The organism is Streptomyces sp. NPDC097617 (assembly GCF_044761485.1).
In the GTDB taxonomy this organism is placed as follows: Bacteria; Actinomycetota; Actinomycetes; order Streptomycetales; family Streptomycetaceae; genus Streptomyces.
This window is the reverse complement of record NZ_JBIWCL010000001.1, coordinates 575,093-592,252: the sequence shown is the minus strand read 5'-3', so window position 1 is coordinate 592,252 and position 17,160 is coordinate 575,093. Positions and strand designations below refer to the sequence as shown.

Sequence of the window (17,160 nt, the reverse complement as noted above, 5' to 3'; positions counted from 1 at the left end):
CCCCGGAATCTTTACGCACTGCGGGTGAACGAGGGTCAACCTGAGGCGAGTTCACCCCAAAGGGTGGTTTCCGGGCGCATATTCGAATCATTACGCCCCATGAAGAACTCGAGTTCTCCCCTGCCACCGGCATCCGGCCCGCGCGGCCGTCTTCAACGACCGGCGGGCCCCGATGTCACGCGGCGTCAACAGGGCGCCCACGCCCGGCTCAGGCCTGGCTCAGGCCTGGCTCAGGCCCGGCTCAGGCCCGGATCCCGCCGTTCACGACCACCCGCAGCGGCTGCGCGAGCGCGCGTACGTCGGCCCGTGGGTCGGCGGCGTAGACCACGAGGTCGGCGGGCGCCCCCTCGGTCAGCCCGGGCCTGCCGAGCCACTCGCGGGCCGCCCAGGCGGTCGCGGAGAGGGCGTCGATCGCCGGGATACCGGCCTTGACGAGCTCGGCGACCTCGGCCGCGACCAGGCCGTGCGGGAGGGAGCCTCCCGCGTCGGTGCCGACGTAGACCTGGATGCCCGCGTCGTAGGCGGCGCGGACGGTGTCGTACCGCCGCTCGTGGAGCCGTCGCATGTGCGCCGACCAGCGCGGGAACTTCGCCTCGCCGCCCGCCGCCATCTTCGGGAACGTCGCGATGTTCACGAGCGTGGGGACGATCGCCACCCCGCGCTGCGCGAACAGCGGGATGGTGTCCTCGGTCAGGCCGGTGGCGTGTTCGACGCAGTCGATGCCCGCCTCGACCAGGTCGCGCAGCGAGTCCTCGGCGAAGCAGTGCGCCGTCACCCGGGCGCCCAGCCGGTGGGCCTCGGCGATGGCCGCCTCCACCTCGGCGCGCGGCCAGCAGGCCGTGAGGTCCCCGGCGTCGCGGTCGATCCAGTCGCCGACGAGCTTGACCCAGCCGTCGCCGCGCAGCGCCTCGCGGCCGACGTACTCGACGAGGTCGGCGGGCTCGATCTCGTGGGCGTAGTTGCGGATGTAGCGGCGGGTGCGGGCGATGTGCCGACCGGCCCGGATGATCTTCGGCAGGTCCTCGCGGTCGTCGATCCAGCGGGTGTCCGAGGGCGATCCGGCGTCCCGGATGAGCAGGGTTCCGGCGTCGCGGTCGGTGAGCGCCTGCCGCTCGGCGGTCTCGGCGTCGACCGGGCCGTGGGAGTCCAGCCCGACGTGGCAGTGCGCGTCGACCAGCCCGGGCAGGGCCCAGCCGCTGACCGTGGTGATCTCGCGGGCGCCGCGCGGGCGCTCGTAGGAGATCCGGCCACCGATCACCCAGAGCTCGTCGCGTACCTCGTCGGGCCCGACCAGCACCCGCCCCTTCACGTGCAGCACGTCGCGCGCGGCGCTCACATCGCTCATGGCGGCACTGTACGCGCGGGGCCCGCGGCGTCAGGAGGCGGAGCGGCAGGAAGCGGAGGTCAGGGGGCGGAGGTCAGGGGGCGGAGGTCAGGGGGCGGAGGTCAGGGGGCGGAGGTCAGGGGGCGGAGGTCAGGGGGCGGAGAGGGCGTCCAGCAGCCGGTCCACGTCCGCCTCGGTGTTGTACAGGTGGAACGAGGCCCGCAGGAGGCCCGCGCGGGCGGACGTGGCGATGCCGACCGCCTCCAGGGCGGGCTGCCGGTCGTCCAGGCCCGGTACGGAGACGATGGCGGCATCGCCGGGGACGGGCTCGTGGCCGAGGCGCGCGAGTCCGGCCCGGTAGCGGGCGGCCAGGGCGGTGTTGTGGGCGTGGACGGCCTCGATGCCGATGCGCTCCAGCAGGGCGAGGGAGAGTTCGGACGCGTGGTAGGCCAGGAAGGCCGGGGACTCGTCGAACCGCCGCGCCCCGGGGGCGAGGGAGGACATCGGCCCGTAGGTGGCGTCGCCGTCGGCCACCGCCGGTACCCAGCCGGCATGCAGTGGGGTCAGCGTGTGCTGGGCCTGCGGCGACACGGTCAGGTACGAGGCCCCGCGGACACCGAGCAGCCACTTGAAGCCCACGGCGACCGTGTACTCGTACGGCGAGGCGTCAAAGGGGAGCCAGCCGGCCGCCTGGGAGGCGTCCACGAGCATCCGGGCCCCGTGGGCGGTCGCCGCCGCGCGCACCGCGGCCAGGTCGGCCGTGCGGCCGTCCGCGGACTGCACGACGCTGAGCGAGACCAGGGCGGTGTCGGGGCCGACGGCCTCGGCGACGGACTCCAACGGGGCGAAGCGCAGCTTGAGGTCGCCGCGCGCCACGAAGGGGTTGATCACGGAGGAGAAATCGCCCTCGGGGCACAGTACTTCGGCGCCGGGCGGGAGCGAGGCGGCGACGAGGCCGACATGGGTGGAGACGGCCGAGCCGACGGACACCCGGTCGGCGTCCACCCCGACCAGGCGGGCGAAGGCCGCCCGGGCTCCGTTCACCCGGTCGAAGTCGCCGAAGCCGGTGGGGAGACCGGCCCCCGCCGCCTCGGCCAGCTCCCGTACGGCCGCGACGGCGGAACGCGGGACGACCCCGCACTTGGCGGTGTTCAGGTACGTGGTGGTGTGGGCGAACTCGGCACGGGTCGCCTCGGCGAGCTGAAGATCCATACCTTCAACCCTGCGCCAGGAAAGACCCAAAGTCCATTGCCGAGTTCACTGAGTTCACCCCAAGTAGTCCTTATGTCTGAGGGACCGCGCACGCCCCGTCGGGCTCGCACGCCTCGGCGCCGGCGGCCGGTTCCTCGACCTCGCGCCCGGCCCACGCCTGCTCGAGGGCCCGGGTGAACACCTCGGCCGGCTGACCGCCCGAGATGCCGTAGCGGCGGTCGAGGACGAAGAACGGCACGGCGTTCGCACCCAGCTCGGCGGCCTCGCGCTCATCGGCGCGGACCTCGGCGGCGTAGGCGGAGTCGTCGGCGAGGACGGTACGGGCCTCGGCCTCCTCCAGCCCGGCCTCGACGGCGAGGGCGACCAGCACCTCCGGGTCGAAGACGGAGCGCTCCTCGCCGAAGTTGGCCCGGTAGGCGAGGTCGAGCAGCTCCTCCTGGCGGCCGCGGGCGGCGGCCAGGTGCAGCAGGCGGTGGATGTCGAAGGTGTTGCCGTGGTCACGGCCCTCGGTGCGGTACGTGAGCCCCTCGGCGCGGGCGCCGGCGGCGACGTGCTCCTCCATGCCGCGCGCCTCGTCGAGGGTGCGGCCGTACTTCTTCGCGAGCATCTCCACGACGGGAGCGGTGACCCCCTTCGCACCGCCGGGGTCGAGCTCGAAGGACCGGAAGACGACCTCCACCTCGTCGTGGTGCGCGAACTCGGCCAGCCCCTTGGTGAAACGGGCCTTGCCGATGTAGCACCAGGGGCAGGCGATGTCGCTCCAGATCTCGACGCGCATGATCCTTCTACTCTCCAGGGTTCGGATGGGGATGAAACGGTTACCGCTTCAACCATCCACCCGCCCGTCTCATTCCCCGGACGTGTCGGTCACCCCGCTCACCTGGAGCCAGAGGGTGCGGTGGCTGCCCGACCGGGGCGCCGAGGGGTCCGCCAGCCAGCCCTGGGTGGCGTAGAAGGCCTGGGCGCGCAGGTTGTGCTCGTAGACCTCCAGGCGGACCCGGCTGATTCCGGCCCGGCGCCAGGCCTCCAGGCAGGCGGCGTGCAGCGCGGCACCGGTGCCGCGGCGCCAGTGCAGGGGATCGACGTGGAGCTGGGTCAAGGTGGCCTCGCCGTCCAGGGTGCGGTACGCGGCGACCCCGGTCAGCTCGCCGTCCTGCTCGGCGCAGAGCACTCCGCCCTCGGCGGCGTCCCGGTCCATGGCCCGGGACCAGCCCTCGCGGGTCCGCCGGATCTCGGCGTCGCCCTGGTAGGCCTCCTCGGGGATATGGCCCTCGTAGTAGGTGGCCCGGGCCCTGGTGTGCAGGGCGGCGATCGCGGCGAGGTCGGCGGTTCTCGCGGTTCTGATCATGGGATGGAAAACGCGCCGGGAGCCTCGGCGGTTCCCGGCGCGTCGGCCCTGCGGCCCGCGTGGCTACTTCTTCAGCCACGCCTCCATCATCTGCTGGGCGATGGGGGCGGCCAGCTTGCCGCCGCCGATCTCGGACCGGTCGGTGTCGGAGTTCTCGATCACCACGGCGACCGCGATCCGCTTGCCGTTCAGCTTGCCGTACGAGGTGAACCAGGCCAGCGGCGCGAGGCTGTTGTTGACACCGCGCTGGGCGGTGCCCGTCTTGCCGCCCACCTCGGCGCCCGAGACCTGGGCCGGCTTGCCACCACCCTCGGTGGCGACCGTACGCATGGCGTCGCGGATCATCGAGGCGGTCTTCTCGTTCATGACCTGCTGGGACTTCGGGTCCTTGAAGCTCTCCAGCACGTTGCCGCCCGCGTCGGTGACCTCGGAGACCATGTGCGGGGCGACGAGCTTGCCGCCGTTCTCGATCGCGGCCGTCACCATCGCCATCTGGAGCGGGGTGGCCTGCACGTCGAACTGGCCGATGCCGGTCTGCGCGACCTGGTCGATCGACATCTTCTTCGACGGGTACTTGCTCGACGGGTTGGTGCGGACCGGGGTGTCGATCTGCACGTTGAAACCGAGCTTCTCGGCCGTCGCCCGCATCTTGTCCTGGCCCAGCTTGGAGGCGAGCTCGGCGAACACGTTGTTGCAGGACAGCCGCAGGGCGGTGCGCACCGACACGTTGTTGCAGGCCGCAGAGCCCGCCTCGCTGGGCAGCGGGGTGCGGGTGCCGGGGATCGTGTACGGGTCCGCGATGCCGGTCTGCTGGTCGAGGTTGGTGACGAGGCCGTTCTCGATCGCCGCCGCGAGGGTGACGAGCTTGAAGGTGGAGCCGGGGGCCTGCGGCTTGCGCAGCGCCACGTTCTCCATGGCCTTGCCCTTGTCGGCGGAGAGCTCGCCCCAGGCCTTCTGGTCGTTGGCGCCCGCGATGCTGCCCGGGTCGAAGGAGGGGTTGTTCACGACGGCGAGGATCTCGCCGCTCTTCGGGTCCATGGCGACGGCCGAGCCCTGCTTGCCCTGGAGCGCGTCGTAGGCGGCCTTCTGGACGTCCTTGTCGATGGTGGTCAGGACGTTGCCCGGGGCGGCGCGCTTGTTGGTGAGCATGTCCATCACGGTCTTCAGCCGGCTGTCGGAACCATTGAGGACGTTCTTGTAGATGCCCTCCAGCATGGAGGTGCCGTAGGCCTGGGAGCTGTAGCCCGTGATCGGGGCGTAGAGGGGACCGTCGACATATGTCCGCTTGTACGCGAAGTCCTTTCCGCCCGTCTTCACCGAGCCGGTGATCGCCTCCCCGCCCACGATGATGTTGCCCAGCGGGTTCTCGTACTGCCCGATGAGATTGCGGCGGTTGTGCTTGTCGTCTGCGAGGGCCTGGCCTTGGTATGCCTGCACCCAGGTGACGCGGACCAGCAGGGCCAGCACCAGAAGCAGACAGAAGACCGACGCACGCCTGATCGTCTTGTTCATCCCCCAGAAGGACGTCCCGGCCGCCCCAGCCGTTCCGCTCTGCCCCGATTGTGGCGGGGTTCTCAGGTTTTCTTCATGATGAAGCCTCCCTCGTAGGCCGCGATGACCGCCTGGGTGCGGTCGCGGGATCCGGTCTTGCTGAGGACCGACGCGACGTGCGTCTTGACGGTCTGCGGCCCGACGCCGAGGCGCTCGCTCATCTCGTGGTTGGACAGCCCGGTGGCCATCAGGCGCAGGAAGTCGGCCTCGCGGTCGGTGAGCCGGGCCACCCAGGGCGCTCCCGCAGCCGCAGCGCCCGCCGTGTGGGCGGCGGCCAGGGCGCGGACGGCGGCCGGGAAGAGCAGGCAGTCGCCGCGGGCGACGAGCCGGACCGCGCCGATCAGCTCGTCGGGGTCGGCCCGCTTGAGCAGGAAGCCCACGGCTCCGACGCGGAGCGCGTCATAGACGTAGGCGTCGTTCTCGAAAGTGGTGACGACCACGATGCGGGGCGGGTCGGCCATGGTGGCGAGGATCTGCTCCGTGGCCCGGATGCCGTCGATCTCGGGCATCCGGACGTCCATGAGGACGACGTCGGGGGCCAGCGAACGGACCAGCGATACCGCCTCGGCCCCGGTGGCCGCCTCGCCGACGACCTCCAGATCGGCTTCGGCCTCCAGGATGACCCGCAAGGCGGTGCGGACCATCCGCTCGTCGTCGCAGAGCACGATCCGCAGCGGCGGCCGGCCCGCCGGAGCGGTCCCGGTCACCGGTCGCCCCCCACCCCGGCCCCGGCGAGCGGGAGCACGGCCCGCAGCCGCCACAGGTCCCCGTGCGGGCCCGCCTCGACGCTGCCGCCGAGCAGGGCGGCCCGTTCCGCGGAGCCGCGCAGTCCGCGGCCCCCGCCGGTACGGGGCTCCCGGTCGCCATCGGGTGCGGCGGGCGGATTGGTCACGGTGATCTCCAGTTCACGAGGTGCGGCGGCGTCGGGGCGTGTGCCGGATGCGGGGCGGGGTCCGGGAGCGGGGCGGGGTCCGGTGCCTGGTCCGGCGGCGGGGCCGGCCCGTACCCGGATCCGTAGATCCACCGGGCCCGCGCCATGGCGCAGGGCGTTGCTCAGGCCCTCCTGGACGATCCGGTACGCCTCGCGGGAGGCGATCGCCGGGAGCGCGGCCCACTCCCCGACGGGCCCGGGGTCCTGGTGCGCGGTGACGGTGGTGCCGCCGGCCCGGGTGCGGGCCAGCAGTCCGTCCAGGTCGGTGGCGAGGGTGGGTGCGGGTGCGGCGTCCGGCCGGGCCGGGTCCCCGTCCCGCAGCAGGCCCAGTACGGCATCGAGCTCGCCCACCGTCCGCCGGGTGGTGTCCTCGATCGCGGCGAGCGCCTCCCGCACGAACTCGGGATCGCGCTCCAGCATCCGCCGGGCGGCGGCCGCCTGGAGCATGACGGCGCTCAGCGCGTGCCCGACCGCGTCGTGCAGTTCCCGGGCCAGCCGGTTGCGCACGGCCAGGTCGGCGGCCCGCTCCTCGGCGGCGGCCAGCCGGTCCGCCGCCGTCGGCCCGAGCAGTACGGGCGCCATCCGGGCCAGCAGCCGCCCGGCCCCGGCGGCGCACAGGACGACCCCGGCGAGCAGCCCGATCCCGAGCAGGGGTGCGACGTACGGGTCGGTGTCCGTGGCGAACCAGCCGTACCCCAACCGGACGTCCCGCAGCCGTCCCACGACCGGCAGCGAGATCAGCACGACCGCCATGGGCGGCACCGCGAGGGTCATCCCGCTGATCAGGGCGCCGGTCCCCAGGTGCAGGGTCCACCAGGCCGAGGCCCGCCCCCGCGCGGCCCAGGACCTCGCCGGCCCGTCGGCCAACCGTTCCCCCGGCACCCCGCACATGGCCCGGACGGCGACCACCGACATCGGCCGGACCGGCCCGACCAGCGCGGTGGCGGCGACGAGGGGCAGGGAGGCGGCGTAGGCGAGGAGGCTGAGCGGGGCGGAGTCGAGTGCGTTGACCCCGCCGGCGGCAACGCCGACCACCACCTGCGCGAGCAGGAAGTACGGCATCAGCAGGGCCCCGCCGAGGATCAGGTGCACCCAGCGCCACCTGGCCCGCGCCCCCAGCAGCCGGTTCACGCCGGGCGGCGGACGGTGAGAAACCGTATGAGGACGGCGCCGGTAAGCAATCCCGTGATCATCTGACCAGCGTAGATCAACAGCGTTGCGGCGGGAGGCCCTTCGCCTCCGTCCAGCTGCGGTCCCAGCGCGGCGATCATCACCCAGGCTCCCCAGCTCAGCGCGGCCGCCCCGCCGATCCAGGCGAGACCGAGCGGCCACCGCGCCGGGAGCGTCCCGCCCCGGGCCAGGAGCAGGGCCCCCGCTCCGGCGGCCAGCACGCATATCGCGTCGACCGCGGTCACCACGGCCGTCTCCGCGGAGTGAGCGGCCGCCCTCTCGGCGCCCAGCCCGGCGGTACCGCCGAAGGTCCAGTACCCGTACACCGCGGCGACCGCCAGCCCGACGGCCGCCGCGGCTGCCGCCACCACCCCCGTGGACGGCGGCAGCCGCTTCCCCGTCACGCCCTGCCACCGCGAACCCCAGCGCTCTCGCGCATAGGGCACGAACAAAGCGGCGAGGGCGAGTCCTTGGAGCATGAATCCGGTGTAGACGACCATGAACACCCAGGAGTCAAGGAAGGGCTCGCGCACCGCCTCCACCCCGGGGTCCGCCCCGAAACCGAGCGCCCGCACGAGCAGTTGGCCGGGGAAAGCGAAGAAGATCGGGGCGAGCAGTCCCGTGGCCACGAACACCGGAACGGTCAGCACCCAGGCCGGCACCCGTATGCCCCAGGGCCTGGTGAGCACCATCACGAGCAGGATCACACAGGCGTCCATCGCCAGGGTCACGGCGTTGGCCGCCGTGAAGTACGAGCCCGGCTCCCTCAGCACGCTGCCCTCGGGTATCCCGAGGTGACTCCCGCACAGCCAGGCCGTCTTGAGTCCCAGATACGGCACGGTGGCGGCCAGGGCCAACGCCCGCAGGATCCGCCGCCCGGTCCCCGGGCGGGAGGGAGGTGACGGCCGATTCGCGTCCGTCACCGCACTGCGCTGCATCTCTCGCGTGTTCATGACTCAACGGTCGCGGCTGCGCGGCCCCGCCGCCTCCCCCTTGAAGGGGAACCGCCTCCCCCACGCGGGGGAGGACCCGCTGCACACGCTCACCCACCGCACCGCACCGCACCCGTGGAGCGCCGCACCCGCACCCGCACCCACGGAGCGACGCCCGCGATGCGCCGCCCGCGGAGCATCACGTGCAGGCCCTCACCTGCAGGCCCTCACATACGGCGCGTCACGACCGACAGCCGGTCCCGCGCCTCGAACAGCGCCGCCTTGATGACCTGTTCGTGCTCCCCCGTCAGCCGGGCCACCGGCACCGAACAGCTCACCGCGTCCCGCGCCGGCGTCCGGTACGGCACCGCCACCCCGAAGCAGCGCAACCCGAGCGTGTTCTCCTCCCGGTCCACCGCGTACCCCTGCTCCCGTACCAGCGCCAGCTCCTCGATGAGCTGCTCCCGGTCGGTGATCGAGTGTTCGGTGACGGCCTCCAGCCGCCGCGGCAGCAGCCCCCGTACCTCTTGGTCCGTGTGCGTCGCCAGCAGCGCCTTGCCCAGCGCCGTCGAGTGCACGGGCAGCCGTCGCCCGACCCGGGTGAAGGGCCGCAGGTAGTGCTGGGACTGCCGGGTCGCGAGGTAGACCACGCTCGTCCCGTCCAGCCGGGCCAGGTGGATGGTCTCCGTCGTGTCGTCGGAGAGCCGGTCCAGGGTGGGCCGCGCGGCCGCGACGACCTCGTCGCCGTCGATGTACGAGCTGCCGACCAGCAGGGCCCGTACGCCGATGCCGTACCGCGTGCCCGTCGCGTCCGTCTCCACCCACCCCAGATTCACCAGCGTGCGCAGCAGCATGTAGAGGCTGGACTTGGGCAGCGAGAGGTCGTTCTGGATGTCGGCCAGGCTGTGCAGCCCCGGGCGCGCCGCGAAGTGCTCCAGCAGGAGGACGGTCCGCACCGCCGACTTGACCGGCGCCGCCTGGGCCGGAATCCCCGACTCGGCCGTCGTCATACGCCTGCTCCCCCTCTGATCGCCTCTTGTCACACCGAGGACGCGGAAATAGAGTCCACAGCAGATGTGATCATTCATCCACCGGAACGGCGTTCAGAATACTGAACGATCCAGGAGGCAGTGGGCCATGACAACGACACCAGTCTGGAGTGTGGACCCCCGCACCGGGAAGCAGCGCGAACAGGTTGCGGTGGAAGCCACACCCGGGGAGGTGGACGAAGCCGTACGGGCCGCCCACACCGCCCGCGGCGCGCTCGCCGACGCCACCGTCCGCGCCGCCTTCCTGCGCGCCGCCGCCGCACTGCTCGACGAGTCCGCGGCCCACGTCATCGAGGCCGCCGACGCCGAGACCGCGCTCGGCCCGGGCCGGCTCACCGGCGAACTGGCCCGCACCACCGGCCAGCTGCGCGCCTTCGCCGACGCTGTGGACGCCGGGACCTACCTCGACATCCGGATCGACAGAGCCGACCCGGCCCTGAGCCCGCCGCGCCCCGAACTGCGCCGCTACAAGGTGCCGCTCGGCGTGGTCGCGGTCTACGCCGCCTCCAACTTCCCGCTCGCCTTCTCCGTCCCCGGCGGCGACACCGCGAGCGCGCTGGCCGCCGGCTGCCCGGTCGTCGTCAAGGCGCACCCCGACCACCCCGCCACCTCCGAGCTGTGCGCCTCACTGCTCCGCCGGGCCGCGATCGCCACCGGGCTCCCGGCCGAAGTGGTCAGCGTGGTCCACGGGTTCGACGCCGGGCTGGAGCTGATCCGCCACCCGCTGGTGGCGGCGGCCGGGTTCACCGGTTCCATCCGGGGCGGACGTGCCCTGTTCGACGCGGCCGCCGCCCGGCCCGTGCCCATTCCCTTCCACGGCGAACTGGGCTCCCTCAACCCCGTCGTGGTCACCCCGGCCGCCGCCGCCGAGCGCGCCGAGGAGATCGGGTCCGGCCTCGCCGGCTCGGTCACCCTCGGCGTCGGCCAGTTCTGCGTGAAGCCCGGCCTGGTACTGGTCCCCGAGGGCCCGGACGGCGACCGGGTCACCGGTGAGCTCACCAAGGCGCTCGGGGAGACCGAGCCGGGCGTGCTGCTCGACCACCGGATGCGGGAGAATTTCGTCTCCGGGGTGCGCGAGCGGGCCGCGCTGCCCGGCGTCGACGCCCCCGTCACCCCCGGATCCGGCGGGGAGCACACGGTCGGGGCGGGTTACCTGACCGTAGGCGCCGAGCACCTCCTCCAGGGCGGCGCTCACGATCTCCTCCTGGAGGAGTGCTTCGGTCCGGTGACCGTCGTCGTGCGCTACGCCGACCAGGGCGAGGCGGGCGCGGTCCTCGGGCGCCTCGGCGGGAACCTGAGTGCCACCCTCCAGTTGTCGGCCGCCGAGACCGAGGGTGCGCCGGGCCCGGCCGCCGAGCTGATCGGGCAGGTCACGGGGCTGGCGGGCCGGATCGTGGTCAACGGCTGGCCGACCGGAGTCGCGGTGGCGCCGGCCCAGCACCACGGCGGTCCCTACCCGGCGGCCACCTCGCACTCCACCTCGGTGGGCGGCACCGCGATCGAGCGCTGGCTGCGGCCGGTCGCCTACCAGTCCGTACCGGACGCGCTCCTGCCGGCCGAGCTGCGCGAGGCCAACCCGATGGGTCTGCCGCGCCAGGTCACCGGAGGCTAGCCCGTCTCGGAGCCCCGGCGGGCCGCCCGCCGGCCGGGGCACGGGCGTCGGACACCGGGGCGCAGGGCTCCGACACCGGGGCACCGGGGCACCCAGGGCCCCGGAGCCCCGGAAATCACGTTGCCCGGCCCGCCCCGGCGCGGCAGGCTGCGCCGCATGCCGAAACCGCACGGGTTCACCTACGAACGTCACCGGGACGACTGCGTCGTCATCACCCACCGGGGCCGCACCGCGGCCACCCTGCGCGGGGACCGGGCCGAGAAGTTCCTGGCCGAGGTGGAGTCCGGCGACGCGCAGCTCGTGATGGCCCGCTGGACGGGCGCGTACAAATTCGGCAACGAGCGCCTCGCGCGCAGCCACCCGCGCAATCAGCCCCGCGGCCATCCAGGCGATCGACGCTGAAACATCCCGAAATATCCCGCGAGGGTAAGGGAACGGCAAAGCCCCTCCGGTCGTTCTCCGGGCATGACCGCTATGACCCCTGGATCCAACCTGCCGCTCAATGCCGTCCGCGTGACGGTCGACGTGGCTGCGCCGGTACGGCTCGACGTGTCGGCCCTGCTCCTCACGGCGGACGGCAAGGTGCGCTCCGACGCCGACTTCATCTTCTTCAACCAGCCCACCGGGCCCGGTGTCGGCTACCGGTCCGGCGGCGGTTCGACGCCGGACTCGATCACCGTGGACACCGGCGCGGTGCCCCCGGGCATCGAGCGGATCGTGGTCACGGCCAGCCCCGACGCCGCCGGGCAGACGTTCCAGGGCATCGAGCCCACCGCCACCGTGCGCAACGCCGACGGCGGGGCGGTGATCGCCGCCTTCACCCCGCCGCAGCTGGGCGCCGAGACCGCGCTCGTCGTCGTCGAGATCTATGTGCGCGGCGGCGTGTGGAAGGTGCGCGCGGTCGGCCAGGGGTACGCGAACGGCCTCGCGGGCATCGCCACCGACTTCGGGGTCTCCGTGGACGAAGAACCCGCGGCCCCGCAGGCCGTGACCCCGCCGCCGGCCCCGGTGGCCCCGGCGCCCCCCCCCCCCCCGGCCGCGCCGGTCTCGTACCCGCCCTCCCCCTGGCTCGGCGGCGCCACCACCCCCGCGGCTCCCGCCCCCGCCCCGGCCGCGCCCGTCGCGCCTCCGGCCGCCGCGCCCGGCGCCGGGAAGATCAACCTCGACAAGGGCCGGGTCAACCTCCAGAAGAACCAGACCGTCTCCCTGGTCAAGGGCGGCCGCCCGCTGCTCTCCCAGGTCAAGATGGGCCTCGGCTGGGAACCCGCGTTCCGCGGCAAGGACATCGACCTCGACGCCTCCGTCATCGCGTACGGCCCCCAGCGCAATCACATCGACAGCTGCTACTTCGGCAAGCTGTCCATCCTCGGCGGCGCCGTCAAGCACTCCGGTGACAACCTCACCGGTGAGGGCGCGGGCGACGACGAGGTGATCGTCGTGGACCTCGGCCGGATCCCCGCCGACGCCACCGGCCTGGTCTTCACGGTCAATTCCTTCTCCGGCCAGAAGTTCACCGAGGTCGCAAAGGCCTACTGCCGGCTGATCGACGCGGCGAGCGGCGAGGAGCTGGTGCGCTTCGACCTCACGGGCGCCGAGCCCCAGACCGGCGTGATGATGGCCAAGCTCATCAAGCAGTTCTCCGGCGAGTGGGAGATGACTGCCATGGGCGACTTTGTGAAGTCGCGCACAGTGCGCGGCATGGTCAAGCCCGCCTCGCAGGCACTCTGAGCAGGTGGGCGGGCACATACGACTGCCGCCACGGATTGCGGGTGATGGATGCCACGCGTAATCCGTGAGTGGCTGTCAGTGCCCGCCCGTAGCCTGGAGGCATGCACAAGACCTTCACACCTGCGGGGCCTGCCCGGCCGTCCGCCGCAGAGGCGAACGAGGCGATACGGCACCTTGTGGACACCCGAGTGGACGGCGAGTGGCCCTCCGAGGCGTATGAGTTCCTGCTCGCGGAGTGGGCCGAGGCCTCCCGCTCGGAGGTTTCCCCGGCCCAGTGAGGCGCGGGCGCCGAGCCCGCGCCCGCACACCCGCGCCCGCCCCGGCGCGGACTCGGGCGCAGCCCTCCCTGCCCGCGCCGTCAGTGACCGCGGGGTCAGTGCCCGCGCCGCCACGGCCCGGTGATGGCCAGCATGATGCCCGGGTCCTGGATGTTGGCGTACAGCGTGCGCCCGTCCGGCGAGAAGCAGACACCGGTGAATTCGGAGTACTCCGGTTCCTCCTCGGACCCGTTGTTCAGCTCGTTGCGCGCCAGCGGGTAGGTGCGGCCCGAATCCGTCGCACCGAACAGGTGCTGCAGTCCCGACCCGTCCTCCGCGATGATCAGGCCGCCGTACGGGGACACGGTGATGTTGTCGGGGCCGTCGTAGCCCCCGTCCACCGACGGGTCCGCGTTGACCCCGATGAGGACGGTGAGCCGGACCGTGCGCCGCTTGGGGTCGTAGAACCAGACCTGACCGTCGTGGGCCGCGCCCGGGCTCTCCTCACGGGCGTAGGAGCAGACGAAGTACGCGCCGCCGTCGGCCCACCACATGCCTTCCAGCTTGCGTCCGCGCGTCACCACACCGTCCGCGAACTGCTTGCGCACCGGCACCGTCCGGGCGTCGCGGTCGCTCACATCCACCCAGTCGACCCCGTAGACGGTGCCGATCTTCGTGGCGCGCGAGAAATCGTCGACGAACCGGCCGGAGCTGTCGATGCACTTGGCCGCCTGGAGCACACCGGCGTCGGCCGCGAGCGTATGGAGCCTGCCGCGGCCGTGACGGAAGCCGCGGGGCGGGGTCCAGCGGTAGAGCAGCCCGTTGGGGCCGGAGGCGTCCTCGGTCAGATAGGCGTGGCCCTGGCGCGGGTCGATGACCACGGCCTCGTGGTCATAGCGCCCGAAGGCCTTGATCGGGCGCGGGTCGCGGTTGGCGCGCCGGTCGTGCGGGTCGACCTCGAAGACGTAGCCGTGGTCCTTGGTCATACCGTTCTTGCCCGCGAGGTCCGAGTTCTCCTCGCAGGTCAGCCAGGTGTCCCAGGGGGTGGCGCCGCCCGCGCAGTTGGTCGACGTACCGGCGATGCCCACCCATTCGGCGACCTCGCCGCCGCGCCGGACCTCGACGACCGTGCACCCGCCGGCCGCGGCCGGGTCGTAGACCAGGCCCTCGGCGAGCGGGACGGGGTGGGCCCAGCCCTCCCGCTTGCCCTTGAGCTCGTGGTTGTTGACGAGGAGGGTGACTCCGCGGTGGCCCTCGAAGGCGGCGGTCCCGTCGTGGTTGGACGGGGTGGTCTCGCCGGAGTCCAGCTTGGTGACCCCGCTGTGCGTGATCACGCGGTAGGTGAACCCGGCGGGGAGGGCAAGGATTCCCCGCGGGTCGGGGACGAGCGGGCCGTAGCCGGGCTCGCAGGGCCGTCCGTGCTCGTCGCGGGCGGTGCCGTCCTCGGCGGCGAGGGCCCCCGGGGCGGTGGCGAGGGCTCCGACCGTTCCGGTGAGCGCGACGCCCGCGCCGGCGATGACGGTGCGGGCGGTGAAGTCTCTACGGCTGAGCGGCATCGGGTCTCCAGGGGTGGGGAGGTGGTGCGCCTGTCGTGCGGTCGTCAGCGCACACGCTCTCGCCCGCACGTGAACGGCGGCTGAACTACCCACCAAGAGGAACCGACCCCTTGCCCGCCCCTGGAATGGCCAACTCCGGCCCCTGGAACGGCGCATTGTCGCCACCCGCCCCCGATGCCCCGGACCACCCGGACCACCCGGACGAGGGGCTGCGGGTCAGTCGGTCGGCGGGCCGGTCGCCGGGCCGACAGGTCCGCGGGTCCGCAGGTCCGCAGGTCCGCAGGTCAGTCGGCCCCGCCTATGGCGCCGCGGGCCGCGAGGCGGAAGTCCTGGACCGCCCGGTAGAGGGCGTGCTGTCGTTCGGCGGCGAGCGCCGTGTCCTCGGCCTTGCGGGTGGTGTCCCCGGCCCGGGCGTCCTCGGCCATCCGTCGCACGACGTGCGAGAGGTCGCCGGATGCCTGGGTGACGCGTCCGGCGACCTCCGCGAGGGCGGCCGGCCCCTCGAGGATGACGACCTCGGCGGCGCGGTGGACCTCGCGGGCCAGCGAGACGAAGCGGCCCGTCCTCCCGTCGAGGTCGGGCAGGTCGGGTGCGTCCGCACGCAGCGCGTCGAGTACGGCGTCCATGGCTACGTCGCGGTCGTGGAACGCGCCGAGGTAGGCCGCGCAGGCGTCGCGACGGTGCCGGCGCCTCCACTGGCCGTGCTGGGACCGCGCCTGCGCACGGCCGTTCACGAAGGCGGCCCCCAGGGTGGTGACGGAGCCGACGGCGGCGCCCAGCAGTGCGGCAAGTCCTGAATCCATGACGCCCATTGTGTCCCCGGGGGATCACGGACCGGCCCCGGCCGCGAGCCCCGGCCCGGGAACCCCGGCCTCGGCAGGCCCGCCGCTCGGCCCTCGGCCCGCCTAGACCGGGCGGCGGGAGCGGGCCTTGAACGCGGCCTTGCGGGCCTCCTTGGCCGCTTTCCGGTCCGGGTGCAGTCGGCCCATCGCCTCCAGGACGTACGCCGTCGCCGGGTGCTCCACCCGCCACACCTGCTCGAAGAACCCCGCATGATGAGCGGTCAGGGTCTCCATCAGGAGCGGCAACTCATCCGTCTCCCCGTCGGTGGCGAGCTGCGCCGCGATCGTGTCGACGGTCAGCCAGAACACCATCTCGGGGTCCGGAGCCGGTACGTCGCCCGCGCCGCGCTCCGCCAGCCAGACCCGGGCGAGCCCGCCGAGCTCCGGGTCGTCGAGCACCGAGCGGACCGCCGACTCGGCCTCCGGTCCGGCCGGTGCCAGGGCCTGCTGGCAGCGGAGCCTGCGCAGCGGGCCGCCTTCGTCGTCGCCGCGGGCGGCGGCCAGCAGTTCGGCGGCCGCGGCGGGCTGTTCGCGGCCGGCCAGCCACTGCTCGATCTCGGCCTGGGCGGCGTTCTCGGAGTAGAGGGAGACGGCGTCGAGCAGTACGTCGGCGCCCTTCTCGGACAGTTCGCCGAGGGCGGGGGCGTCCACTCCCGCCTCCAGCATCCGGGCCCTGATCCCGTACAGGCCGAGCGGGGTCAGCCGGACCATCCCGTAGCGCGAGACGTCCTCGTCGTCCTCGTCGTCCGCTTCGCCCGCCTCGCCCGCTCCGTCCAGGGGGCCGTCGGCCTCCGCCATCAGCTCCTCGTCGACGGGCCGAAACTCCACCAGTCCGATCGGCTCCAGCTGCCGGAACTGGTCGTCGAGGCGCATCATCGCGTCCGACACCTGCTCCAGCACGGCATCGGTCGGCTCGCCCATATCGTCGGGCACGACCATCGACGCGGCGAGCACCGGCAGCGGAACCGGTCCGTCCGCGGCCCCGCCCTCGGTGACGGTGAGCAGGTAGAGGTTGGCGAGGACCCCGTCGAGGAAGTCCGCCTCGCGCCCCGGGTTCCAGTCCAGCCGGTCGAAGTCGATCTCGCCGCCCGCGTCCAGCGCGTCGACGAGGTCGTCCAGGTCGGGCACGGAGGCGTCGGCGAGCACGGTGTCCAGGGCCGCCAGCCAGAGGTCGAGTACGTCGCCGGGAGCACCGCTCGTCACGAGCGCGAGGTCCTCACCGGGCGCGGCCGTCCCGAAGCGCTCCTCGCCGCTCGCCTCGCTCGCGCCGCTCTCATCGCCGTCGTCGTCCGGCTCGGTCACGTCCACCAGCCCGGTGTCCACGGCCACGCGCCAGGCCTGGCTCACGTACCCGGCGGAGTCCCCGTCGGCGGCGTCCAGACCGAGCAGCGCGGCGGCCTCGGGCAGCTGGTCGGCGGCGAGCTCTCCGCCGACACCGACGCGGGTATCGGTGCCGGCCCAGCGGGCGAGCCGTACGGCGCGCGCGAACAGCGGGGCGCCGAGGGCGTCGCGGGCCAGCTCCGCATCGGAGTGCAGCCGTACCGGCGGCAGCGTGGGGTGCGAGTCTGCGGACATGGGGGCGGTTTCTCCTCGCGGACGCGGTGGGGTGGGGTGGGATCGGACTGGGTTTTCGGGGGTCTGGCGGGGC

General features: G+C 73.2%; 16 protein-coding genes. 4 read left to right on the top strand and 12 right to left on the bottom strand.

From position 1 onward, the window contains the following. Positions 1 to 241: 241 nt before the first annotated feature. The 9 genes from ACIQZO_RS02825 to ACIQZO_RS02785 all read right to left on the bottom strand — a co-directional run bounded on the left by ACIQZO_RS02825 (position 242) and on the right by ACIQZO_RS02785 (position 9,478). On the bottom strand, positions 242 to 1,345 hold the full coding sequence (locus tag ACIQZO_RS02825) for an amidohydrolase family protein (protein WP_403618959.1): 1,104 nt from the start codon (positions 1,343 to 1,345) through the stop codon (positions 242 to 244). A gap of 129 nt (positions 1,346 to 1,474) precedes the next feature. Beyond that, complete coding sequence (locus ACIQZO_RS02820) at positions 1,475 to 2,536, bottom strand: aminotransferase class V-fold PLP-dependent enzyme (RefSeq protein WP_403618957.1); 1,062 nt, start codon at positions 2,534 to 2,536, stop codon at positions 1,475 to 1,477. Between the two features lie 70 nt (positions 2,537 to 2,606). Beyond that, entirely contained in the window at positions 2,607 to 3,314 is a 708-nt protein-coding gene (locus tag ACIQZO_RS02815; RefSeq protein ID WP_403618954.1) for a DsbA family oxidoreductase, read from the bottom strand. 69 nt (positions 3,315 to 3,383) lie between these two features. Next, positions 3,384 to 3,884, bottom strand: coding sequence for a GNAT family N-acetyltransferase (locus tag ACIQZO_RS02810; RefSeq protein WP_403618951.1), 501 nt, complete (start codon positions 3,882 to 3,884; stop codon positions 3,384 to 3,386). A 63-nt stretch (positions 3,885 to 3,947) separates the two neighbouring features. Continuing rightward, positions 3,948 to 5,396: a peptidoglycan D,D-transpeptidase FtsI family protein gene (locus tag ACIQZO_RS02805; protein ID WP_403618948.1), complete on the bottom strand. Its 1,449-nt coding sequence runs from the start codon at positions 5,394 to 5,396 to the stop codon at positions 3,948 to 3,950. Between the two features lie 62 nt (positions 5,397 to 5,458). Continuing rightward, positions 5,459 to 6,079, bottom strand: coding sequence for a response regulator (locus tag ACIQZO_RS02800; protein WP_403619260.1), 621 nt, complete (start codon positions 6,077 to 6,079; stop codon positions 5,459 to 5,461). Between the two features lie 59 nt (positions 6,080 to 6,138). Next, complete coding sequence (locus ACIQZO_RS02795) at positions 6,139 to 7,428, bottom strand: sensor histidine kinase (RefSeq protein WP_403619257.1); 1,290 nt, start codon at positions 7,426 to 7,428, stop codon at positions 6,139 to 6,141. Positions 7,429 to 7,493: 65 nt separating this feature from the next. Continuing rightward, positions 7,494 to 8,489, bottom strand: coding sequence for a hypothetical protein (locus tag ACIQZO_RS02790; RefSeq protein ID WP_403618945.1), 996 nt, complete (start codon positions 8,487 to 8,489; stop codon positions 7,494 to 7,496). A 206-nt stretch (positions 8,490 to 8,695) separates the two neighbouring features. Then, complete coding sequence (locus ACIQZO_RS02785) at positions 8,696 to 9,478, bottom strand: IclR family transcriptional regulator (protein WP_403618943.1); 783 nt, start codon at positions 9,476 to 9,478, stop codon at positions 8,696 to 8,698. A gap of 127 nt (positions 9,479 to 9,605) precedes the next feature. Between ACIQZO_RS02785 and ACIQZO_RS02780 the strand changes: the two genes are divergently transcribed. From ACIQZO_RS02780 to ACIQZO_RS02765, 4 genes are all read left to right on the top strand, one after another. Then, positions 9,606 to 11,129: an aldehyde dehydrogenase (NADP(+)) gene (locus ACIQZO_RS02780; protein WP_403618940.1), complete on the top strand. Its 1,524-nt coding sequence runs from the start codon at positions 9,606 to 9,608 to the stop codon at positions 11,127 to 11,129. 156 nt (positions 11,130 to 11,285) lie between these two features. Beyond that, entirely contained in the window at positions 11,286 to 11,531 is a 246-nt protein-coding gene (locus ACIQZO_RS02775) for a hypothetical protein (protein ID WP_403618937.1), read from the top strand. Between the two features lie 63 nt (positions 11,532 to 11,594). Next, positions 11,595 to 12,857: a TerD family protein gene (locus ACIQZO_RS02770; RefSeq protein WP_403618934.1), complete on the top strand. Its 1,263-nt coding sequence runs from the start codon at positions 11,595 to 11,597 to the stop codon at positions 12,855 to 12,857. A gap of 101 nt (positions 12,858 to 12,958) precedes the next feature. After that, complete coding sequence (locus ACIQZO_RS02765; protein WP_403618931.1) at positions 12,959 to 13,135, top strand: hypothetical protein; 177 nt, start codon at positions 12,959 to 12,961, stop codon at positions 13,133 to 13,135. A gap of 95 nt (positions 13,136 to 13,230) precedes the next feature. Here ACIQZO_RS02765 and ACIQZO_RS02760 read toward each other — a convergent pair whose 3' ends face one another. The 3 genes from ACIQZO_RS02760 to ACIQZO_RS02750 form a co-directional block, all read right to left on the bottom strand. Next, the gene (locus tag ACIQZO_RS02760; protein ID WP_403618928.1) at positions 13,231 to 14,670 is read right to left on the bottom strand and encodes an alkaline phosphatase PhoX; all 1,440 of its coding nucleotides are present in this window, start codon (positions 14,668 to 14,670) and stop codon (positions 13,231 to 13,233) included. A gap of 284 nt (positions 14,671 to 14,954) precedes the next feature. Beyond that, positions 14,955 to 15,473, bottom strand: a complete 519-nt coding sequence (locus tag ACIQZO_RS02755) for a proline dehydrogenase (protein WP_403618925.1) — start codon at positions 15,471 to 15,473, stop codon at positions 14,955 to 14,957. Between the two features lie 102 nt (positions 15,474 to 15,575). After that, complete coding sequence (locus ACIQZO_RS02750) at positions 15,576 to 17,087, bottom strand: hypothetical protein (RefSeq protein WP_403618922.1); 1,512 nt, start codon at positions 17,085 to 17,087, stop codon at positions 15,576 to 15,578. Positions 17,088 to 17,160 lie beyond the last annotated feature (73 nt).

What these genes read in the sequence shown, in the direction of transcription:
- ACIQZO_RS02750 (WP_403618922.1), bottom strand. Translation starts at nt 17,087, where the DNA reads ATGTCCGCAGACTCGCACCCCACGCTGCCGCCGGTACGGCTGCACTCC.
- ACIQZO_RS02800 (WP_403619260.1), bottom strand. Translation starts at nt 6,079, where the DNA reads ATGGTCCGCACCGCCTTGCGGGTCATCCTGGAGGCCGAAGCCGATCTG.
- ACIQZO_RS02765 (WP_403618931.1), top strand. Translation starts at nt 12,959, where the DNA reads ATGCACAAGACCTTCACACCTGCGGGGCCTGCCCGGCCGTCCGCCGCA.
- ACIQZO_RS02815 (WP_403618954.1), bottom strand. Translation starts at nt 3,314, where the DNA reads ATGCGCGTCGAGATCTGGAGCGACATCGCCTGCCCCTGGTGCTACATC.
- ACIQZO_RS02785 (WP_403618943.1), bottom strand. Translation starts at nt 9,478, where the DNA reads ATGACGACGGCCGAGTCGGGGATTCCGGCCCAGGCGGCGCCGGTCAAG.
- ACIQZO_RS02775 (WP_403618937.1), top strand. Translation starts at nt 11,286, where the DNA reads ATGCCGAAACCGCACGGGTTCACCTACGAACGTCACCGGGACGACTGC.
- ACIQZO_RS02790 (WP_403618945.1), bottom strand. Translation starts at nt 8,489, where the DNA reads ATGAACACGCGAGAGATGCAGCGCAGTGCGGTGACGGACGCGAATCGG.
- ACIQZO_RS02755 (WP_403618925.1), bottom strand. Translation starts at nt 15,473, where the DNA reads ATGGATTCAGGACTTGCCGCACTGCTGGGCGCCGCCGTCGGCTCCGTC.
- ACIQZO_RS02795 (WP_403619257.1), bottom strand. Translation starts at nt 7,428, where the DNA reads ATGCCGTACTTCCTGCTCGCGCAGGTGGTGGTCGGCGTTGCCGCCGGC.
- ACIQZO_RS02805 (WP_403618948.1), bottom strand. Translation starts at nt 5,396, where the DNA reads ATGAACAAGACGATCAGGCGTGCGTCGGTCTTCTGTCTGCTTCTGGTG.
- ACIQZO_RS02820 (WP_403618957.1), bottom strand. Translation starts at nt 2,536, where the DNA reads ATGGATCTTCAGCTCGCCGAGGCGACCCGTGCCGAGTTCGCCCACACC.
- ACIQZO_RS02810 (WP_403618951.1), bottom strand. Translation starts at nt 3,884, where the DNA reads ATGATCAGAACCGCGAGAACCGCCGACCTCGCCGCGATCGCCGCCCTG.
- ACIQZO_RS02780 (WP_403618940.1), top strand. Translation starts at nt 9,606, where the DNA reads ATGACAACGACACCAGTCTGGAGTGTGGACCCCCGCACCGGGAAGCAG.
- ACIQZO_RS02825 (WP_403618959.1), bottom strand. Translation starts at nt 1,345, where the DNA reads ATGAGCGATGTGAGCGCCGCGCGCGACGTGCTGCACGTGAAGGGGCGG.
- ACIQZO_RS02770 (WP_403618934.1), top strand. Translation starts at nt 11,595, where the DNA reads ATGACCGCTATGACCCCTGGATCCAACCTGCCGCTCAATGCCGTCCGC.
- ACIQZO_RS02760 (WP_403618928.1), bottom strand. Translation starts at nt 14,670, where the DNA reads ATGCCGCTCAGCCGTAGAGACTTCACCGCCCGCACCGTCATCGCCGGC.